Source organism: Methylovulum miyakonense HT12 (genome assembly GCF_000384075.1).
GTDB classification, from domain to species: Bacteria; Pseudomonadota; Gammaproteobacteria; order Methylococcales; family Methylomonadaceae; genus Methylovulum; species Methylovulum miyakonense.
On record NZ_KB913025.1, the window covers coordinates 1,465,733 to 1,479,999 of the forward strand.

Consider the following 14,267-nt stretch of genomic DNA (forward strand, 5'->3'; position numbering starts at 1 on the left):
GAATCTTACAGCGAATTCATTGATTACCACTGTAAAAAATGCTCTCGTCATTGCGTCTTTACACCGGAAGAACAGAAGGTCGCTTTCGAAGTGGATAAGAAAATCATTCATTATGTGCCGTCGCTTTGTTCAGAATGCTCAAACAATTACGAGGTGCTAAAAGCTCTAATCAGTAAATATCAAAGTACTTGGAACCGTGACCGAGAGTTTTTGGCTTCGAACAGAAAATTTGTTAGCGACTGGCTACTTGCAGTTAAAGAAAAGAATTCTTATGGAAAACGAGTGGACTTGAGCAGGGAAAGAATGTTAACTAAATTGCTCCGAGATATGCCGTGAATAGGTCTTCGCTTAAGTTTACTCCCTTAGGTCGCTGGGGAAGCACCTTCTGCGTACGAACTCATTTGCTTTCTCTGTCGTTTTGCGGCAGTGCAGTGTGACTGGTTTTTCGGGTTTTGATCTAAATCTCCTTTATACATGCCCAACAAGTCGGTCAAAGGGACTGCCCGCCATTTTGGCTGGCAAAGTCAGTTTTTTTCACAGGTAAGCGGCTTCGCTGTAAGCAATCCCGCGGGCAGCCCCTTACCGTAACGTTGGGCTTGGTTAGGAGCGTTTAGAGGAGTATGAATACATATTATTTTGGACGCATAAATTAAAAACACAATTTAATTGCATTGTCAATGAGTGGCCTCTAGTTATTTAAGTAAGTAAGTTCTATGACATCAGCGCGGACTTGGTTTATTGCAGTATTGTTTTTCTTCTTAACCGGATGTGCAGTTAATGATTTGGGTGTGGTTAGTGTTCGTTATTTTGAAAACGATTCATGTTATTTGTTGGCCCGTGAATCCTGGGGCGGCTATTTGAGTACAAGCCCGACGGATGGAAGTTTAACTTTCGGTCATACTCAAAGGTTTATGGTTTATCCAAAACCAAAAAACTCAGCGAATTTAACGGTTAACAGCTTATTACAGCATCCGGCAAGCTATGGGTTTCATAAGGAAGTGGCTGCTAACCAAGTTGTGTTACAAGACATGCGGCCGTTTGCCTGGAGCGAAAAAAACCAAGGCCTCAGCTTGCACACCAATCCCTATAAAATGGGTTTTACCGCAGGGATAGAAGCACGTCATATAGTCCAATTGCCTAGGGATTTTGACGGTGTTTTTATCTTCCACTATTATCAAGATAGCAACACGGTAAAAGCAGCTGTCATACAATCTTCAACCGCCAAGTGATAAGACCAAGAGAAAGAGGAGGTTTCCAATCCTATCCGATAGAACGATTTAATTTTTTACCTTTACCCGATGACAAAAGGAAGGGCGTATGAAAATACTGATAACGTTAGGCTGGATAAGCCTATTGCTTTGTGGCTGCGGCGAAGCAACACACTTGGTTTATGTCCATGAAGTCTCCGTTGGAATAGATGTCGCAGCCAGCGCCGAAGGGACTGGGCGTTTTATGTTTGGCTACGATAGGGATACTTATACCATCGTACCACGCATAGCAAGTGGTCAAGATGCTGCTACATTAACCACATTCGGCTGCATTTATGCTAATGGACTAGACGAAGTCCAATTCAACCAGTTTGTCTCTAGCGGTGAAGCCGCAAAAAATATTGCCAAAAGCCCAGATACCCTAAAACAGATCAACCAGGCAATTCATGGAGGAGGCAGCACATGCAAACAATAAAGACACATTTAATGGCATTATGGTTGGCTACTTTTTTAACGGGCTGTAACAATGCCATGTACTTTTATGAAACAGAAAAAGTTGCCCTGAACGTAGAAGCGCGCCCCGATTCGTCACAACCCGTTCAAGGTAGCTTAGGTTTAAAACAGCGTGTGGTATTGGTTGCCCCGAAAAAAACTAAATACTCTGATATCGTTTCAGCTCTGAGCAGTTTCAGTTTTAACATTATTCCTAATGATGCCAATTATTTTTTCAATCCGGTGCTGATTCAAACGGCCTTTATCACCGGAGGGGCCGCTACTGATTTAAAGCCGCTTGAGGCAAAAGCGGCTGCCAAGGCAATAGTCCAAGATGGCGGCAACAGCACCGGAGCGGACGTAGCAATTATGGCGAATGTAGTGAATGTTCTGCAAAAACGTAACACAAAGGAAGCTCACAAGCATTTAAGCTTACTGGATGGTCTTGCTAAAGCTATCATTCCGGCTCAGTATCCGGTTTCGATATTTGATACACCGAATGCACCGGTGCCGCACACTCCAAATCTCATTGTCACAACAACGCTCGAAGGCAAGCCAATCCCTTTCTCTTCCGTTGATATAACTTGGGTATTGACATATTGGGATAGTCTTCAAGGCTCTGCCGATTTACTAAAAAGGGTATTTGCCGCCCCGCAAAACTATCAATTAGACGGTGGTATTCCAGTAACAAACGACATGGTTATTATTGGGTTGCAAAAGGAATATGAAAAAACCAGACAAGAACTAACGAGGCTCGCCCAAGAATTTGCAGGAGATCCGGTCTACACCAATGCACTTCATTACTATGTGGATAAATAAATTAAAAAACCGCTTATTTAGGAGATTAATGATGTACGAAACATTATTTGAGGCTGATGATGCAGTCACACCTGAAGAAATAAATCTTATTCTAAGCCAATATCTTGCAGGGAGATGGAGACACTTAGTGATTGTCAAAATTGACAGGATAAATAATCAACCGCCAACAGATTCGGGGTGGCTGGCTACTTATGTTCCATGATATCTAACCGTTCAAAGCCTAGCTCGGCTCGTTAATGCGTTTTACTCTGGTTACGTTGTTTAGCCCAACAAGTCGGTCAAAGGGACGCGCCGCCCGTTGGCGGTTTTGGAGTTTTGTTTTTTTATTAAGGTTCGGCGGCTTCGTTTCGCTTTCGTTGGCGGCGCGCCCCTTACCGTAACGTTGGGCAGTCTGGGTTCGGGTGTGTTGGCTTTTTGTTTGTCGGGTTTGTAGGCCGTGGGTGGTTGTCGGTTGCCGTTGCTTGGTTACACTGCGGGTTGGGTTAAGCGTCATCCCTGAATTCTGCGGGTTGTTGGCACTGCCGTTTCCGTCTCTGTTTTGCGTGTAGTTGGGGTTGTGGCTTGGGCTGGCTAGTGCCGTTGCGGGGGTGTTGTCCGGCATCGGTGGCTGTGCCGTTTCCCTGGGTTCTGGCAGTTTGTTTGGGTTAGGTTTTGGGCAAAGTTCAAGCTTGGCTTTTGCCTCGCGGTTGCCCTGTTTGGTTTTTCGCCTTCACTTTCGGCCTGTCGGTTTTGGGGGTCAGCTTCAAGCGGCCAAGGCTGGTTTTGGGGTTTTGTGCCTGGCGGGTTGCGGGGTTGCCATCCGTTTTGCGTGGCTGGGTGGTGGTTTTCTGCCGGGCGTTGCGGGCTGTCGGTGTTGGTGTTTTAGTCGTTGTGCGGCACTGCGGTGCAGCAGGCTTTTCCGGTGCGGGGCAAAGCGCGTCACCTTCATTGCCCAACAAGCCAGTCAAAGGGACTGCCCGCCGTTCCGGCTGGCAAAGTCAGTTTTTTTTCACAGGTAAGCGGCTCCGCTGCAAGCAATCACGCGGCAGCCCCTACCGTAACGTTGGGCACATGGCAATAAAGCTGCAAAAAATTATATATTGCTATGGTTATCTTCTCTCAATTTCCGCTTGTAGCTCATGCAACAACAGTCGATTCTAAGCTAGCTTGTGACAAGCTCGATGGCATTTGGAATCTGTAACTGGTAAAAGTTGGTATTACAATTGCCATGTCATTGGTCACAAGAGGTTTGCAAGAGCAAAAATTTGTGGTTCTGCCAAGATGCGGCGACTGGCAAAAGTTGGTATTCAAATTGCCATGTCACTTGGTCACAAGAGGTTTGCAAGAGCCAAAATAATTTGTGGTTTTCAAATACACAACGATGTCGGCTTTCAGCACCGGTCCACGTGCCTTAGCCGAACCAAAAAGACAGACGTGGATTCCCGTTCCAAGCCAGGGCCAGATGTCCGTGTTTGTGTCAATGGCAGCCGCTGGGCTCACTTGCACCCGTAGCAGAGTCGCGTACGCGTCGCGGCTGGCCGGCGCTTCAAGCTGTTTGCCGCACAGCACAGCTCGACGGCTACGCGTCGATATAACGTGCTGTCCATTATTGGTCAAGCTTCTATGACACTGCGCGCCTTTTTGGCACGGCCGCGTGGACTGGATGTGCGAGGTGTCGTGTTGCGTTCAGTCTGCCGGCCTATGCCGGTGGGTGCTTTCTATGCCGTGATCGGCTACGGCTGGCGCGAAGGCTAGTTGAGAGGCTGCACCCTGTCGTGCTAGGCCGGCTTACGGGTCACGTTGCAACAAGCCAGTCAAAGGGACTGCCCGCCGTTCCGGCTGGCAAAGTCAGTTTTTTTCACAGGTAAGCGGCTCCGCTGCAAGCAATCACGCGGGCAGCCCCTTACCGTAACGTTGGGCACATGGCAATAAAAGCATGGTTAAAAAATTAATATTTATATTGCTATGGTTATCTTCTCTCAATTTACCGCTTGTAGCTCATGCAACAACAGTCGATTCTAAGCTAGCTTGTGACAAGCTCGATGGCATTTGGGAATCTGTAACTGGTAAAAGTTGGTATTACAATTGCCATGTCACTTGGTCACAAGAGGTTTGCAAGAGCCAAAATAATTTGTGGTTTTCAAATACACAACGATGTCGATTGGTTCCTTCTAAAGAAGGCCAGAAGCTTCTTTGTAAAGCGGATGGTGGGACTTGGGGCAAAGACCAGTCAGGTTTGGAACACTGCTTTTTCGAGAAAGAAAGGATTCAATGTTTAGCTGAAGGCGGTAAATGGTTACCAATGGGGATGTTAAAATTTAGCGGATGTCTTCATACCAGTCGTGATGGCGGAAAACCATGCAAAAGCTCGTCTGAATGTGAATTTGGCTGTCTCGCTGCAAGGCATTCAACCTCAAAAACCGACAACGCTCTAGGCCAGTGCGCGAAAACTGATAGTAAATTTGGTTGTAAAGCATATGTTGAAGAAGGGTCGCCCACAATAGCAGTTTGTACAGATTGATGGACTGGTTCTTTCTCAGCTCAACAAGTCGGTCAAAGGGACGTGCCGCCCGTTGGCGGTTTTGTAGTTTTGGTTTTTATCAAGGTTTGGTGGCTTCGTTTCGCTTCCGTTAGCGGCGCGCCCCTTACCGTAACGTTGGGCAGTCTTATCATAAACAACATGTTATTATCAGCTTATCTAAATAATATTTGTTTTTACTTATGAAAAAAGAAGTTATCGTTACGCTTCACGCTGCTTTTGAGGAAATAGTTAGAACACACCCAGATTCAGGGCTAGAGTTTTGGCTTGCTCGTGAACTTCAGCCTATTCTAGGCTATACAAAATGGGAAAATTTCGCAAAAGTAATTGATAAAGCTAAAAAATCTTGCGAAACCTCTGGAAATAACATAACGGATCATTTTCTTGATGTCAGGAAGATGATAGAAATCGGCAAAGGCGGCACGAGAAATTGATGATGTTGCTCTAACCAGATACGCTTGCTATCTGATTGCCCAAAATGGCGACCCAACTAAAGACCCTATAGCATTTGCCCAAACTTATTTTGCAGTACAAACCAGAAAACAAGAGATTATTGAGAAACGTCTTGCAGAAACAGAGCGGCTTACAGCAAGAAAAAAATTAACAGCATCTGAAAAACAGCTTTCCGGGATCATTAACGAGCGGCTCGGAAGCGATAAAAGTTTTGCTGTTATTAGAAGTAAAGGAGACCAAGCTCTTTTTGGCGGTATCACAACACAGCAAATGAAGGAAAGATTGGGTGCTCCACAAGGAAGGCCACTAGCGGATTTCTTGCCTACTATAACTATCAAGGCAAAAGATTTTGCAACGGAAATAACGAACTTTAACATTAACAAAGACGACAATATTAGAAGCGAAAAAGATATTACAAGTGAGCATATAAAAAACAACAGCGATATTCGTGGTGTTCTCATTGGTCGTGGTATCGTTCCAGAAAAACTTCCTGCCGCAGAAGACCTTAAAAAAATCGAACGCAGACACGGCTCGGAAGAAAAGAAGCTCTCTAAGAAAACAGAATCATTAGAAAATTTGTTTCCACACCAAGATGATGAATAGGCCCAACAAGTCGGTTAAAGGGACGCGCCGCCCGTTGGCGGTTTTGGAGGTTGGTTTTTATCAAGGTTTGGTGGCTTCGTTTAGGCTTAGTTAGCGGCGCGCCCCTTACCGTAACGTTAGCCTATTTCTAATCAAAAATCTCTATGCAAGCTCGATTCTTCGCTGATCCCAAATCCATTCTTGGTACGTTGGCTCGAATTTTCGCCTCCGAAGGAGCAGCAAGGGAGGTTGCTGTACTCACATACTCGGCACCTGACCTCGTAGAAACCCACTACGACAATTGGAACGGAGGCACATCTTTATCTACATGTGCCGTTAAGCCTCTATCCACAACTTCAGGACGGAATGGGGTTTATAGAACAATCCATTTGCGATAAAGCGCAAGTCTTTCTCGATCAATTTCCTAACGATCAGCTTACTCAAGTAAAAATTATTCCTGCCGTTATCGAAGACCCGCAATGGCGTGAAAAGGCAGCGGCTTGGTTAACAGGGGCGAAACTTACTAATCAAGGGCGCGTTCGCTCCAACAACGTCGCGCCATTGAGTGTTGACGGTTTATTATTCAGATCACAAGCTGAAATTCATCTCTATCGCTCACTGAAAGCTTTCGGCGTTTCATTTGCTCCTCTACCTGTTTTTGTACGCGGCGGAGAAAATTATCGGCGTATCGAACCAGACTTTTTCCTAATACACGGAGGAATAGCTATGGTTGTCGAAGTGGATGGCGACACCGTACACCAAGAAACACCTGCCGAAGCCCATGCACGAACATCAATGCTCCAACTCGAAGGGGTTCATGTCGAACGAATTCAGTCAAGTGAATGTGATTCTGCTGAAAAGGCCAAAGCCGCTGCACAAAAGATTCTTGCAGTTATTGAAAAGTTGAGAGTTGCTCGATAAAGTGCTTTCATGTACTTAACAAGGCCGTTTTACCCGAGACCGGTTCAGTTACGATGCCGGACAAGACCGGCACACCTGTCCGCAAGGCAAGCCGTTGACCTTACGCGGCAAGCCTTTGCAAAAAAACGACAAATGGATCAGCCGCTACCAAAGCAAAACCTCTGATTGCAGCCAGTGCCCGCTACGCGAACAGTGCCTGGCCGAAAAAGCGGCCGCCCGGCAAATCACCCGCTGGGAACATGAGGCGGTGGCCGAACGCCACCAGCAACGCATGCACCAAAACCCCAACCGCATGAAACGGCGCGGGGTCATGGTTGAACATCCTTTTGGCACCCTCAAACACCGTGCCGGCATGCACCATTTCCTGATGCGCGGACTGGCAAAATGCCGCGGGGAATTTAGCCTGATGGCCATGGCTTATAACTTTACCCGGGTACTGAACATTCTCGGTGTGGGTGCGCTCAGGGGTCATTGCGCCCGGCGTTCAGAAAACGCCCTAAAAAATGCAAAATATGCGTAAAAAAAAGACGGGGCAAGCGTTTTTTCCACTAAAAACGGCTTGTCACAGACAAATAACCGGCGCGATTTAAAAAATGCGGCTAAGAATCGCTTTACAGATCCGCTGGATTTTGGATATTTTTACAGTCTCGTAACGTTGGGCAATTCTCATAGATTTGTTACTCACTTGTCTTTTACCCTTTGAAATGCGAATCTTCGCAACCCAATAATGCCTTTATATTGGTACTGATATTTAGTACCATGCATCCATGAAGCGCAAACACCAAAAAACTCTTGAAGCGATTTTTACACATCCAGTTAGCGGCAATATCCAATGGCGCGACGTCGAAGCACTGTTTATGGAACTGGGGGCTGATATTAGCGAACGCGAAGGTTCGCGGGTCGCTGTGGTACTGTTTAGCGAAGTGCGGGTATTCCATCGTCCACATCCTTCGCCCAATACCGATAAGGGAGCTGTGGTGTCAATTCGCAAGTGGCTAAATGACAATGAGGTAACTTAATGATTAACATAATGAAAATTCAAGGTTATAAGGCGGTCATTACCTATGATCCCGATATTGCCCTGTTTAGGGGTGAGTTTGTCGATCTGAATGGTAGTGCCGATTTTTATGCGGCTGATGTGGAAGGGCTTAAGCGCGAAGGAGAAGTATCCCTCAAGGTGTTTCTGGATGTATGCCGCGAAAAAGGCATGGAATCACGCAAAGCCTTTTCCGGTAAGTTCAATGTGCGTATTCCGGCTCATTTGCACGCTGATATTGTTAGTGCGGCTACGGCACAAGGCAAAAGCCTGAACCAGTGGATCACTGAGGCACTGAGCCGCGAGGTTGGCGTTTAAGCTCTATGCCATGCGCTCTTTTGGCCTAATAAGCCAGTCAAAGGGACATGCCGCCCGTTAGTGGTTTTGAAGTTTGGTTTTTTATCAAGGTTCGGCGGCTTTGTTTCGCTTTCGTGAGCGGCGCGTCCCGTAACGTTAGGCTAAAAGCCATTTTTCAAGCGTATACAAGCCGAATGATATAGCATTACAAATTCACTGAGGAGAACCAATGAAACGATCCACATTTTTGACTTTAGCAGCCACGGTAGCTTTGGCAGTTGGCGCCTTCGCGCTCTTCGCACCTGCAATGCTACTGGCAACCAAAGGCGTATCAAGTTCAGCGGCTGAGGTTTGGGTTCGAGAAGTTGGAGTTATTCTCCTAGCAGTCGGTGCGACCGCCCTCATGGTTAGAAATCACGAAGACTCCCCTACGCTTCGCGCTTTCTTGATGGGTAATGCAGCCATTCAGATCGGGTTATTCCCGATCGAAATACTCGCATACCGTGAAGGAACAATAACGGCACTTTCTGGCATTGTACCAAATTCAATCATCCATCTTTGTCTGGCAACGGGGTTCATTTACTACCTTGCTAAAATGTCTAGGCAAAATACTGGCTAACATTGCGCTCAAGGGGGCGCTTTTTCGTGGCGGTTTTGAAAGTTTGTTGTTTTTCCAGCAACAATTGCGCTTATGGGCAAACGAAGCTATGTACGTCGCTGGTAAAACCAAGCCCAACAAGGCGCTCAAGCGGGATGCGGCGAAGAGCCGCCGGCACCCTTTAGCTCTGCGTCGGGCGGTTCTTGACACTGCGGCTGTTGTACCTACAATGTAACCATGATTAAGTTCGAATGGGATACCATAAGACAGCGGCTAATCAGAAAAAGCATGGTGTTTCTTTCGAAGAAGCCAAGTCTGTTTTCTATGACAAATTTGCGGCGCAGTTTTATGATAAAGGCCATTCGGATGACGAACATCGTTTCTTGATGTTGGGCTTTAGTTGTGAATCCAGCAAACTTAAGAAGTCGGTTACTATCCGGTTGGGCGAAGATGTGGTCGGTCATTTCAAAGAAATGTCTGAAGGCACGGGTGTGCCCCATCAAATCCTCATCAATTTATATCTTCGGGACTGTGCGCGCCAGCATCGGACAATTGACATTTCTTGGCAATCAAATTCAAAAGCCATTTCGAGCTAGTAAGTTATTGTTGGCCTTACGCGGTTTCTCTCCGTTACCGTTTGCACCGTGCAGGACTATCAATTTTTCTAGGACGGGGCAAATGTTCTCACTTTCATGTCCAACAAGTCAGTCAAAGGGAGATGCCGCCTGTTGGTGGTTTTGGAGTTTAGTTTTTTATCAAGGTTCGGCGGCTTCGTTAGCGGTGCGCACCTTACCGTAATATTAGGCCTAGCAAAGGAAACTCATTGTGAACCCCATCGCGAAGTTGGCACCAATTGGCGTCTACGACTCGGGCGTCGGTGGGCTGTCGGTGCTCCAGGCACTGAGGGCGAAGCTGCCGGGCGAGTCATTCGCTTACGTTGCAGACAGCGCCAACGCGCCATACGGTGACCGGTCGCCACAGTTCATTGAAGCCCGCGCTAGGGAAGTTGCTGGTTTTTTGGTGGGGCACCACGCAAAGGCGCTGGTGATCGCCTGCAACACGGCCAGTGTCGTCGCGTCAGGACACCTGCGTGCCGCTTATGGGCTACCCATCATCGCGATGGAACCGGCTATCAAGCCCGCCACGCTGGTCACGAAGTCCAAAGTGGTGCTCGTATTGGCTACCAGCAACACGATCCGCAGCCAATCGGTTGCCCGTCTTTGCCACACATACGGCGTGGATACGCGCGTCATCCTGCAACCGTGTCCGGGGCTCGCCAATCAGGTTGAGCGCGGCCAATTCGATCATGAGGCGACGCGGCAACTCTTGGAGAAGTATTTGCACCCAGGCCTCGCGGCGGGCGCAGACACCATTGTCCTAGGCTGCACCCACTATGCGTTCATCATCGGCGAAATTGCGAGGGTTGCTGGGCCGTCCGTTACTGTCGTTGAACCATCCGATGCCATTGCCCGGCAACTCGCGCGCGTCCTCGCGTCCTCGTCACGCACACCTGAGAATGGCGCCTCCACAACGACGTTCTATACCTCTGGCTCCACGCGCGCGTTGTCAGACTTCCTCGCATCCATCGGGGAGCCCTCAACGGAGGTGCATGCGCTGCCCCCGCCCCGTTTACGTTGAAACTTAGGCAACTTTTAAGACGCATTCCGTAGGGTACAATAGGTGATAGCCGTATTGTGCAGGTGGGCATTCAAGTATCCGGCTCTTATAGGCAAATGGGCCGGGTTGCGGTTGAGTGGATGCAGAGGGGGAGGGCTAAGGACAGGGCAATTGCCGGGTGGCCTAACCCGGCGACATCGGAACCCCATTATTAGCTATGCCAGGGTATCGCCGTTACCCTTATCCAAGGCGGGGCTTATTTTCTACTGCGGGTTTGTTGGGAAGGTATGCTATCGGCCTGCTTATGTAGTTGTCGTGATCAACCCGGCGGTTGGTGAAAATCAGCGGGAAAGAAACACACTGGATGCTTTTTTAGGCCTATCTGGCCATCCCGTTACCTACGTATGAACCGGCAGCGGCACCAAGACCTGATGCGATTGGATTGCCTGCGCCCAGTTCGTAGCCTAAAACGCTACCTATGACACCTCCAGCCAAACCTTGGTGGGAACGCGGGTCGTAACTGTTGTAACGAGGTGGGGGGGCGTATTGTGGCGCCCTCTCGTAATAAACCCGTTCGACCGGTCTGTAGTAATGGTGGCCATGCCGGTGGCCATGATGTTCGTGCTCATCCCCATCGGCTGAGGTAAGTGGCGAAAACGCCAGGCAAAACAAGGTAAAAATTGTAATTCTAAACATGTTGGCACCCCTTGAAATTAGGAAATAATTCAGTTGCAGAAGATTCTATAGAATATTTCTGAATTCTTGATTAGGGGTGGATTAGGAATTGATTAAAATTTAAAGGGCCATGGGCAACCACCCGTTATCAAACCGAAATTTTAATGGGTAACATAAGCCTTAAATTGGGGGGCCGGTTCCGGCATGTGCTTGGTAATGCTATGGTGGTGATCACGGGCATTTTTAGGCGCCTGCTTGGCTTTAGGGGTTTTTTCAGGGCGTTGTTATTGAAGATTATTTCTAATCAGATTGTAAAATGGATCGCAGCTATTTTAGCAGTATCGACAACCTCAAAGAATTTACCTTACCATTGCGGGATGGGGTGTTGGTCGATTTTAGGCCTGTCCGGCCTGACGACAAAGAAACAATACAAAAAGGCATGTTGCACTTATCCATAAAATCGCGCAACTTCCGCTTTTTTTCCCCGATCTTAAAGCTATCCGATGCCCAATTGCGTGATTTTACAGAAATCGATCAACACAATCATGTTGCATGGATTGCGCTTGTCCACCATGGAAGCGAACATCGGGGGATTGGGATAGCCCGGTTTATCCGTATTCAGAATCAGCCCGCGATAGCCGAATTTGGGGTGGTAGTCATCGACAGTTATCAGCATCGGGGTCTGGGAACGCTTCTGCTTGCGGTGCTTGATCGGATGGCAAGCATAAAAGGCATTGAGGTGCTAAGAGGCTTCGTCCTTGCCGATAACGTGGTTATGAGAAATTGGCTGGGTAGGCTAGGTGCGGCTGAGGTATGTGAAATTGACCGCTACCGCATGGACTTAACTGTTAACGGTGACTTATTTTCTTTAATGGATTGGTGATGGCCAAAGAAACGCCCCATCACCGGGAGGGCGGCGGTTGGGTAACTGGCCGTCCTACCCAAAGGTTCTCCCATAAAGTCGAATAGCGCAAGTTATGCCATCCACAAATCAAATTAAACTAATATTGTTTTCGCAGCATGGGATGGCTGACAATAACAAGGCGATGGGAATACTAGCCAATAAAGTAGCCCCTCCCCAATCTTATGTCATCGCCCCAACTCTCGGATTCATCGAGACTTATTTTGAAATTGAACCCCTTATCCGCAAGGTGGAGCAAGCTGCCGGACAAGCGTTGCAACAAAATCCTGATACCCCTGCGCGGATCATCGCCACGTCACTGGGTGGTGTCATTTGGGTGGAAGTATTATCAAGGCATCCAGAGTGGTGGGGGCGGTTTGAATCTCTGGTCTTGTTGGGTTCGCCTATTGGTGGTGCTGACTTGGCAAGAATGGTTGACCCTTTTGGTTGGGGCATCGGTATGGCGAAGCATCTTGGCCAAAGTCGCCGAGCTCTAGCCGAGCGGCTTGCCGTTAAAATACCCACCTTGGTTGTTGCGGGGAACACCACCGATGGGGGTGATGGCACTGTCCCGATTGAGTCCACCAAACTTAAACATGCCCATTTTATATGCTTGGATGGCGTGGATCATCCTGGGCTTAGAACCCATCCTGCGGTCGTTAAAGTGATTCAAGAGTTTTGGTCGCAGCCTAGAGAACCGTTCCCTGTATCTGAAGAAAACGTGGCCTCAAAACTGATAGCGCATTTCAGGTCTGTGCCGGGCATCACCGATGCAAGTGAGAAAGGTTTTTCCCGTGCAAAAAATGTATTTTCTTTCGCTGACGGGGCTAGCATTCGAATTTGGACGAATCTATTAGGCGTTAACCATATTTTTATAGCCAATAACCATGGGAATTGTGAATACGCCGCTTTTGTTGGCTGGATCCATTCTGCCGGTCTTCAACGGGCAATAAGTACCGCAATCCAATCTTTCCAAGATTAAGCTTTATTGCGTTTGGTGACAACCCGGACACGGGGGTATTGGATTTAGGGCCGTCGGGTACGAAAAAGCTAATTGAGGCCCTTGGAAGCGCCTTTGTCATAATAGGCGCCTGGATATTAATCTATAGCCCAAAACGCATAGCCAATATTGATCCAAAATTGCGCCATATATCCATATTCGACATGTCACGTTCCGGGCAAAAACACAGGAAAATTCCCTTTGATTTGATTGCAGAAATTGCCATAGAGCACTTGGAAACTGACCCTGATAGCCGTTTTGACCGTTACGGGCTTGGGTATCCCTTCATTTATTGACAGGCGGGCCGGTGAGATACGCGACCGCTCATGGCATAGGGATAAGATTACAAAAATTAGAGCTGGCGTGACCGCAAACATGTAGTTGGGGCTTATTCAGTTTTGCCTGGGCCTTTGTGCTTCAGTTGCAATTTTGTAGTTTGGCTTTTATAGTTGTTTCGATTTTAATCAACCCTCTCTATTAGGAGAAAATTAATGCGTAATTTTTTTGCAATTTGTTCTTTACTTTTGTTCGGGCTGTCCTCGGTTGAGGCCGCCGTAATCGTGCAATATCCTTTCACTACAGACTTAAATCCTTCCGTATTGGGAACTGGGGTTCAAAGCAGTTCTTATGATGGTAGCAATTTAAGCAATTCATATATTGGAGATGATGGCTATGGCAACGTTCTCGAGGCTTATCCTTCATTAGGTTCTACAAGTTACGGTAGCGCCGAAACCAATAATAGCTTCTTTAGCATCGCCGTAACCGCCAGTGGTGGAAACTATTTGAATTTGGGGACTTTGCAGTTCGAAGTCGGCAAAGGTGGCAACAGCGACCCTCGTGGCTACTTTATCCGCTCTAGTGTTGATGGTTTTGCCAGCGACCTATTTTCCACCCTGCTTCCATCGGGTACACAACAGGCACCGGGTCTTCAAACTATTGACCTCTCCAGCCTGTCTATATTTCAGAACCTTTCTTCAATCGATTTTCGATTTTATGTTTTTACCCCTAGCCCATCTGGTAATTCCGTCGATTTTAGAAATCTGGAATTAAGCAGTTCTAATCTACCTGAACCTTCAGCACTATTGCTGATGATGATTGGAGGCTTGTACCTAGCCGGTAGGCGTGCTTCCCTTAAGCCCTTAAAATAAGC

At 47.6% G+C, this 14,267-nt stretch carries 16 protein-coding genes and 1 pseudogene; 16 read left to right on the forward strand and 1 reads right to left on the reverse strand.

Annotated elements, in window-relative coordinates; all coding sequences use genetic code 11:
• Nucleotides 1-713 precede the first annotated feature (713 nt).
• The 3 genes from METMI_RS26820 (at nucleotide 714) to METMI_RS0107670 (ending at nucleotide 2,519) form a co-directional block, all read left to right on the forward strand.
• The gene (locus METMI_RS26820) at nucleotides 714-1,229 is read left to right on the forward strand and encodes a hypothetical protein (protein ID WP_156829795.1); all 516 of its coding nucleotides are present in this window, start codon (nucleotides 714-716) and stop codon (nucleotides 1,227-1,229) included.
• Nucleotides 1,230-1,317: 88 nt separating this feature from the next.
• Nucleotides 1,318-1,683: a hypothetical protein gene (locus tag METMI_RS0107665; protein WP_019865693.1), complete on the forward strand. Its 366-nt coding sequence runs from the start codon at nucleotides 1,318-1,320 to the stop codon at nucleotides 1,681-1,683.
• Complete coding sequence (locus tag METMI_RS0107670; RefSeq protein ID WP_019865694.1) at nucleotides 1,671-2,519, forward strand: hypothetical protein; 849 nt, start codon at nucleotides 1,671-1,673, stop codon at nucleotides 2,517-2,519. Before METMI_RS0107665 ends, METMI_RS0107670 begins: the two co-directional genes overlap by 13 nt.
• A gap of 662 nt (nucleotides 2,520-3,181) precedes the next feature.
• Here METMI_RS0107670 and METMI_RS0107685 read toward each other — a convergent pair.
• On the reverse strand, nucleotides 3,182-3,466 hold the full coding sequence (locus METMI_RS0107685) for a hypothetical protein (protein ID WP_019865697.1): 285 nt from the start codon (nucleotides 3,464-3,466) through the stop codon (nucleotides 3,182-3,184).
• 968 nt (nucleotides 3,467-4,434) lie between these two features.
• On the opposite strand from METMI_RS0107685, the gene METMI_RS26825 reads away from it, so the two are divergent.
• The 13 genes and pseudogenes from METMI_RS26825 (at nucleotide 4,435) to METMI_RS0107765 (ending at nucleotide 14,265) form a co-directional block, all read left to right on the forward strand.
• Nucleotides 4,435-5,019, forward strand: a complete 585-nt coding sequence (locus tag METMI_RS26825; RefSeq protein WP_156829796.1) for a hypothetical protein — start codon at nucleotides 4,435-4,437, stop codon at nucleotides 5,017-5,019.
• Nucleotides 5,020-5,219: 200 nt separating this feature from the next.
• Entirely contained in the window at nucleotides 5,220-5,471 is a 252-nt protein-coding gene (locus METMI_RS27420) for a BRO family protein (protein ID WP_019865701.1), read from the forward strand.
• 34 nt (nucleotides 5,472-5,505) lie between these two features.
• Entirely contained in the window at nucleotides 5,506-6,093 is a 588-nt protein-coding gene (locus tag METMI_RS23390) for a hypothetical protein (protein WP_232215297.1), read from the forward strand.
• Between the two features lie 345 nt (nucleotides 6,094-6,438).
• Nucleotides 6,439-6,993, forward strand: a complete 555-nt coding sequence (locus tag METMI_RS25370; RefSeq protein WP_019865703.1) for a hypothetical protein — start codon at nucleotides 6,439-6,441, stop codon at nucleotides 6,991-6,993.
• Between the two features lie 85 nt (nucleotides 6,994-7,078).
• Nucleotides 7,079-7,513: pseudogene (locus METMI_RS23400) on the forward strand (transposase); the annotation flags it as partial.
• Nucleotides 7,514-7,760: 247 nt separating this feature from the next.
• Nucleotides 7,761-8,012, forward strand: a complete 252-nt coding sequence (locus METMI_RS26110) for a type II toxin-antitoxin system HicA family toxin (RefSeq protein WP_083930203.1) — start codon at nucleotides 7,761-7,763, stop codon at nucleotides 8,010-8,012.
• Between the two features lie 11 nt (nucleotides 8,013-8,023).
• Nucleotides 8,024-8,347: a type II toxin-antitoxin system HicB family antitoxin gene (locus METMI_RS0107725; RefSeq protein ID WP_232215192.1), complete on the forward strand. Its 324-nt coding sequence runs from the start codon at nucleotides 8,024-8,026 to the stop codon at nucleotides 8,345-8,347.
• Nucleotides 8,348-8,555: 208 nt separating this feature from the next.
• Nucleotides 8,556-8,945, forward strand: coding sequence for a hypothetical protein (locus METMI_RS0107730; RefSeq protein WP_019865707.1), 390 nt, complete (start codon nucleotides 8,556-8,558; stop codon nucleotides 8,943-8,945).
• A gap of 230 nt (nucleotides 8,946-9,175) precedes the next feature.
• Nucleotides 9,176-9,520: a BrnT family toxin gene (locus METMI_RS26115; protein ID WP_019865708.1), complete on the forward strand. Its 345-nt coding sequence runs from the start codon at nucleotides 9,176-9,178 to the stop codon at nucleotides 9,518-9,520.
• 229 nt (nucleotides 9,521-9,749) lie between these two features.
• Complete coding sequence (murI, locus tag METMI_RS0107745) at nucleotides 9,750-10,562, forward strand: glutamate racemase (RefSeq protein WP_019865709.1); 813 nt, start codon at nucleotides 9,750-9,752, stop codon at nucleotides 10,560-10,562.
• Nucleotides 10,563-11,532: 970 nt separating this feature from the next.
• On the forward strand, nucleotides 11,533-12,099 hold the full coding sequence (locus METMI_RS0107750; protein WP_019865710.1) for a GNAT family N-acetyltransferase: 567 nt from the start codon (nucleotides 11,533-11,535) through the stop codon (nucleotides 12,097-12,099).
• A gap of 142 nt (nucleotides 12,100-12,241) precedes the next feature.
• Nucleotides 12,242-13,099, forward strand: coding sequence for an alpha/beta fold hydrolase (locus METMI_RS0107755; RefSeq protein ID WP_198007896.1), 858 nt, complete (start codon nucleotides 12,242-12,244; stop codon nucleotides 13,097-13,099).
• Between the two features lie 509 nt (nucleotides 13,100-13,608).
• A complete protein-coding gene (locus METMI_RS0107765; protein ID WP_019865713.1) occupies nucleotides 13,609-14,265 on the forward strand; it encodes a PEP-CTERM sorting domain-containing protein in 657 nt (218 codons plus the stop codon).
• Nucleotides 14,266-14,267 lie beyond the last annotated feature (2 nt).

Coding starts and splice junctions, on each gene's coding strand:
- METMI_RS0107670 (WP_019865694.1), top strand. CDS start 1,671: ATGCAAACAATAAAGACACATTTAATGGCATTATGGTTGGCTACTTTT.
- METMI_RS26115 (WP_019865708.1), top strand. CDS start 9,176: ATGGGATACCATAAGACAGCGGCTAATCAGAAAAAGCATGGTGTTTCT.
- METMI_RS26110 (WP_083930203.1), top strand. CDS start 7,761: ATGAAGCGCAAACACCAAAAAACTCTTGAAGCGATTTTTACACATCCA.
- METMI_RS0107765 (WP_019865713.1), top strand. CDS start 13,609: ATGCGTAATTTTTTTGCAATTTGTTCTTTACTTTTGTTCGGGCTGTCC.
- METMI_RS25370 (WP_019865703.1), top strand. CDS start 6,439: ATGGGGTTTATAGAACAATCCATTTGCGATAAAGCGCAAGTCTTTCTC.
- METMI_RS0107730 (WP_019865707.1), top strand. CDS start 8,556: ATGAAACGATCCACATTTTTGACTTTAGCAGCCACGGTAGCTTTGGCA.
- METMI_RS0107665 (WP_019865693.1), top strand. CDS start 1,318: ATGAAAATACTGATAACGTTAGGCTGGATAAGCCTATTGCTTTGTGGC.
- METMI_RS26825 (WP_156829796.1), top strand. CDS start 4,435: ATGGTTAAAAAATTAATATTTATATTGCTATGGTTATCTTCTCTCAAT.
- METMI_RS0107755 (WP_198007896.1), top strand. CDS start 12,242: ATGGCTGACAATAACAAGGCGATGGGAATACTAGCCAATAAAGTAGCC.
- METMI_RS27420 (WP_019865701.1), top strand. CDS start 5,220: ATGAAAAAAGAAGTTATCGTTACGCTTCACGCTGCTTTTGAGGAAATA.
- METMI_RS0107725 (WP_232215192.1), top strand. CDS start 8,024: ATGAAAATTCAAGGTTATAAGGCGGTCATTACCTATGATCCCGATATT.
- METMI_RS26820 (WP_156829795.1), top strand. CDS start 714: ATGACATCAGCGCGGACTTGGTTTATTGCAGTATTGTTTTTCTTCTTA.
- METMI_RS0107750 (WP_019865710.1), top strand. CDS start 11,533: ATGGATCGCAGCTATTTTAGCAGTATCGACAACCTCAAAGAATTTACC.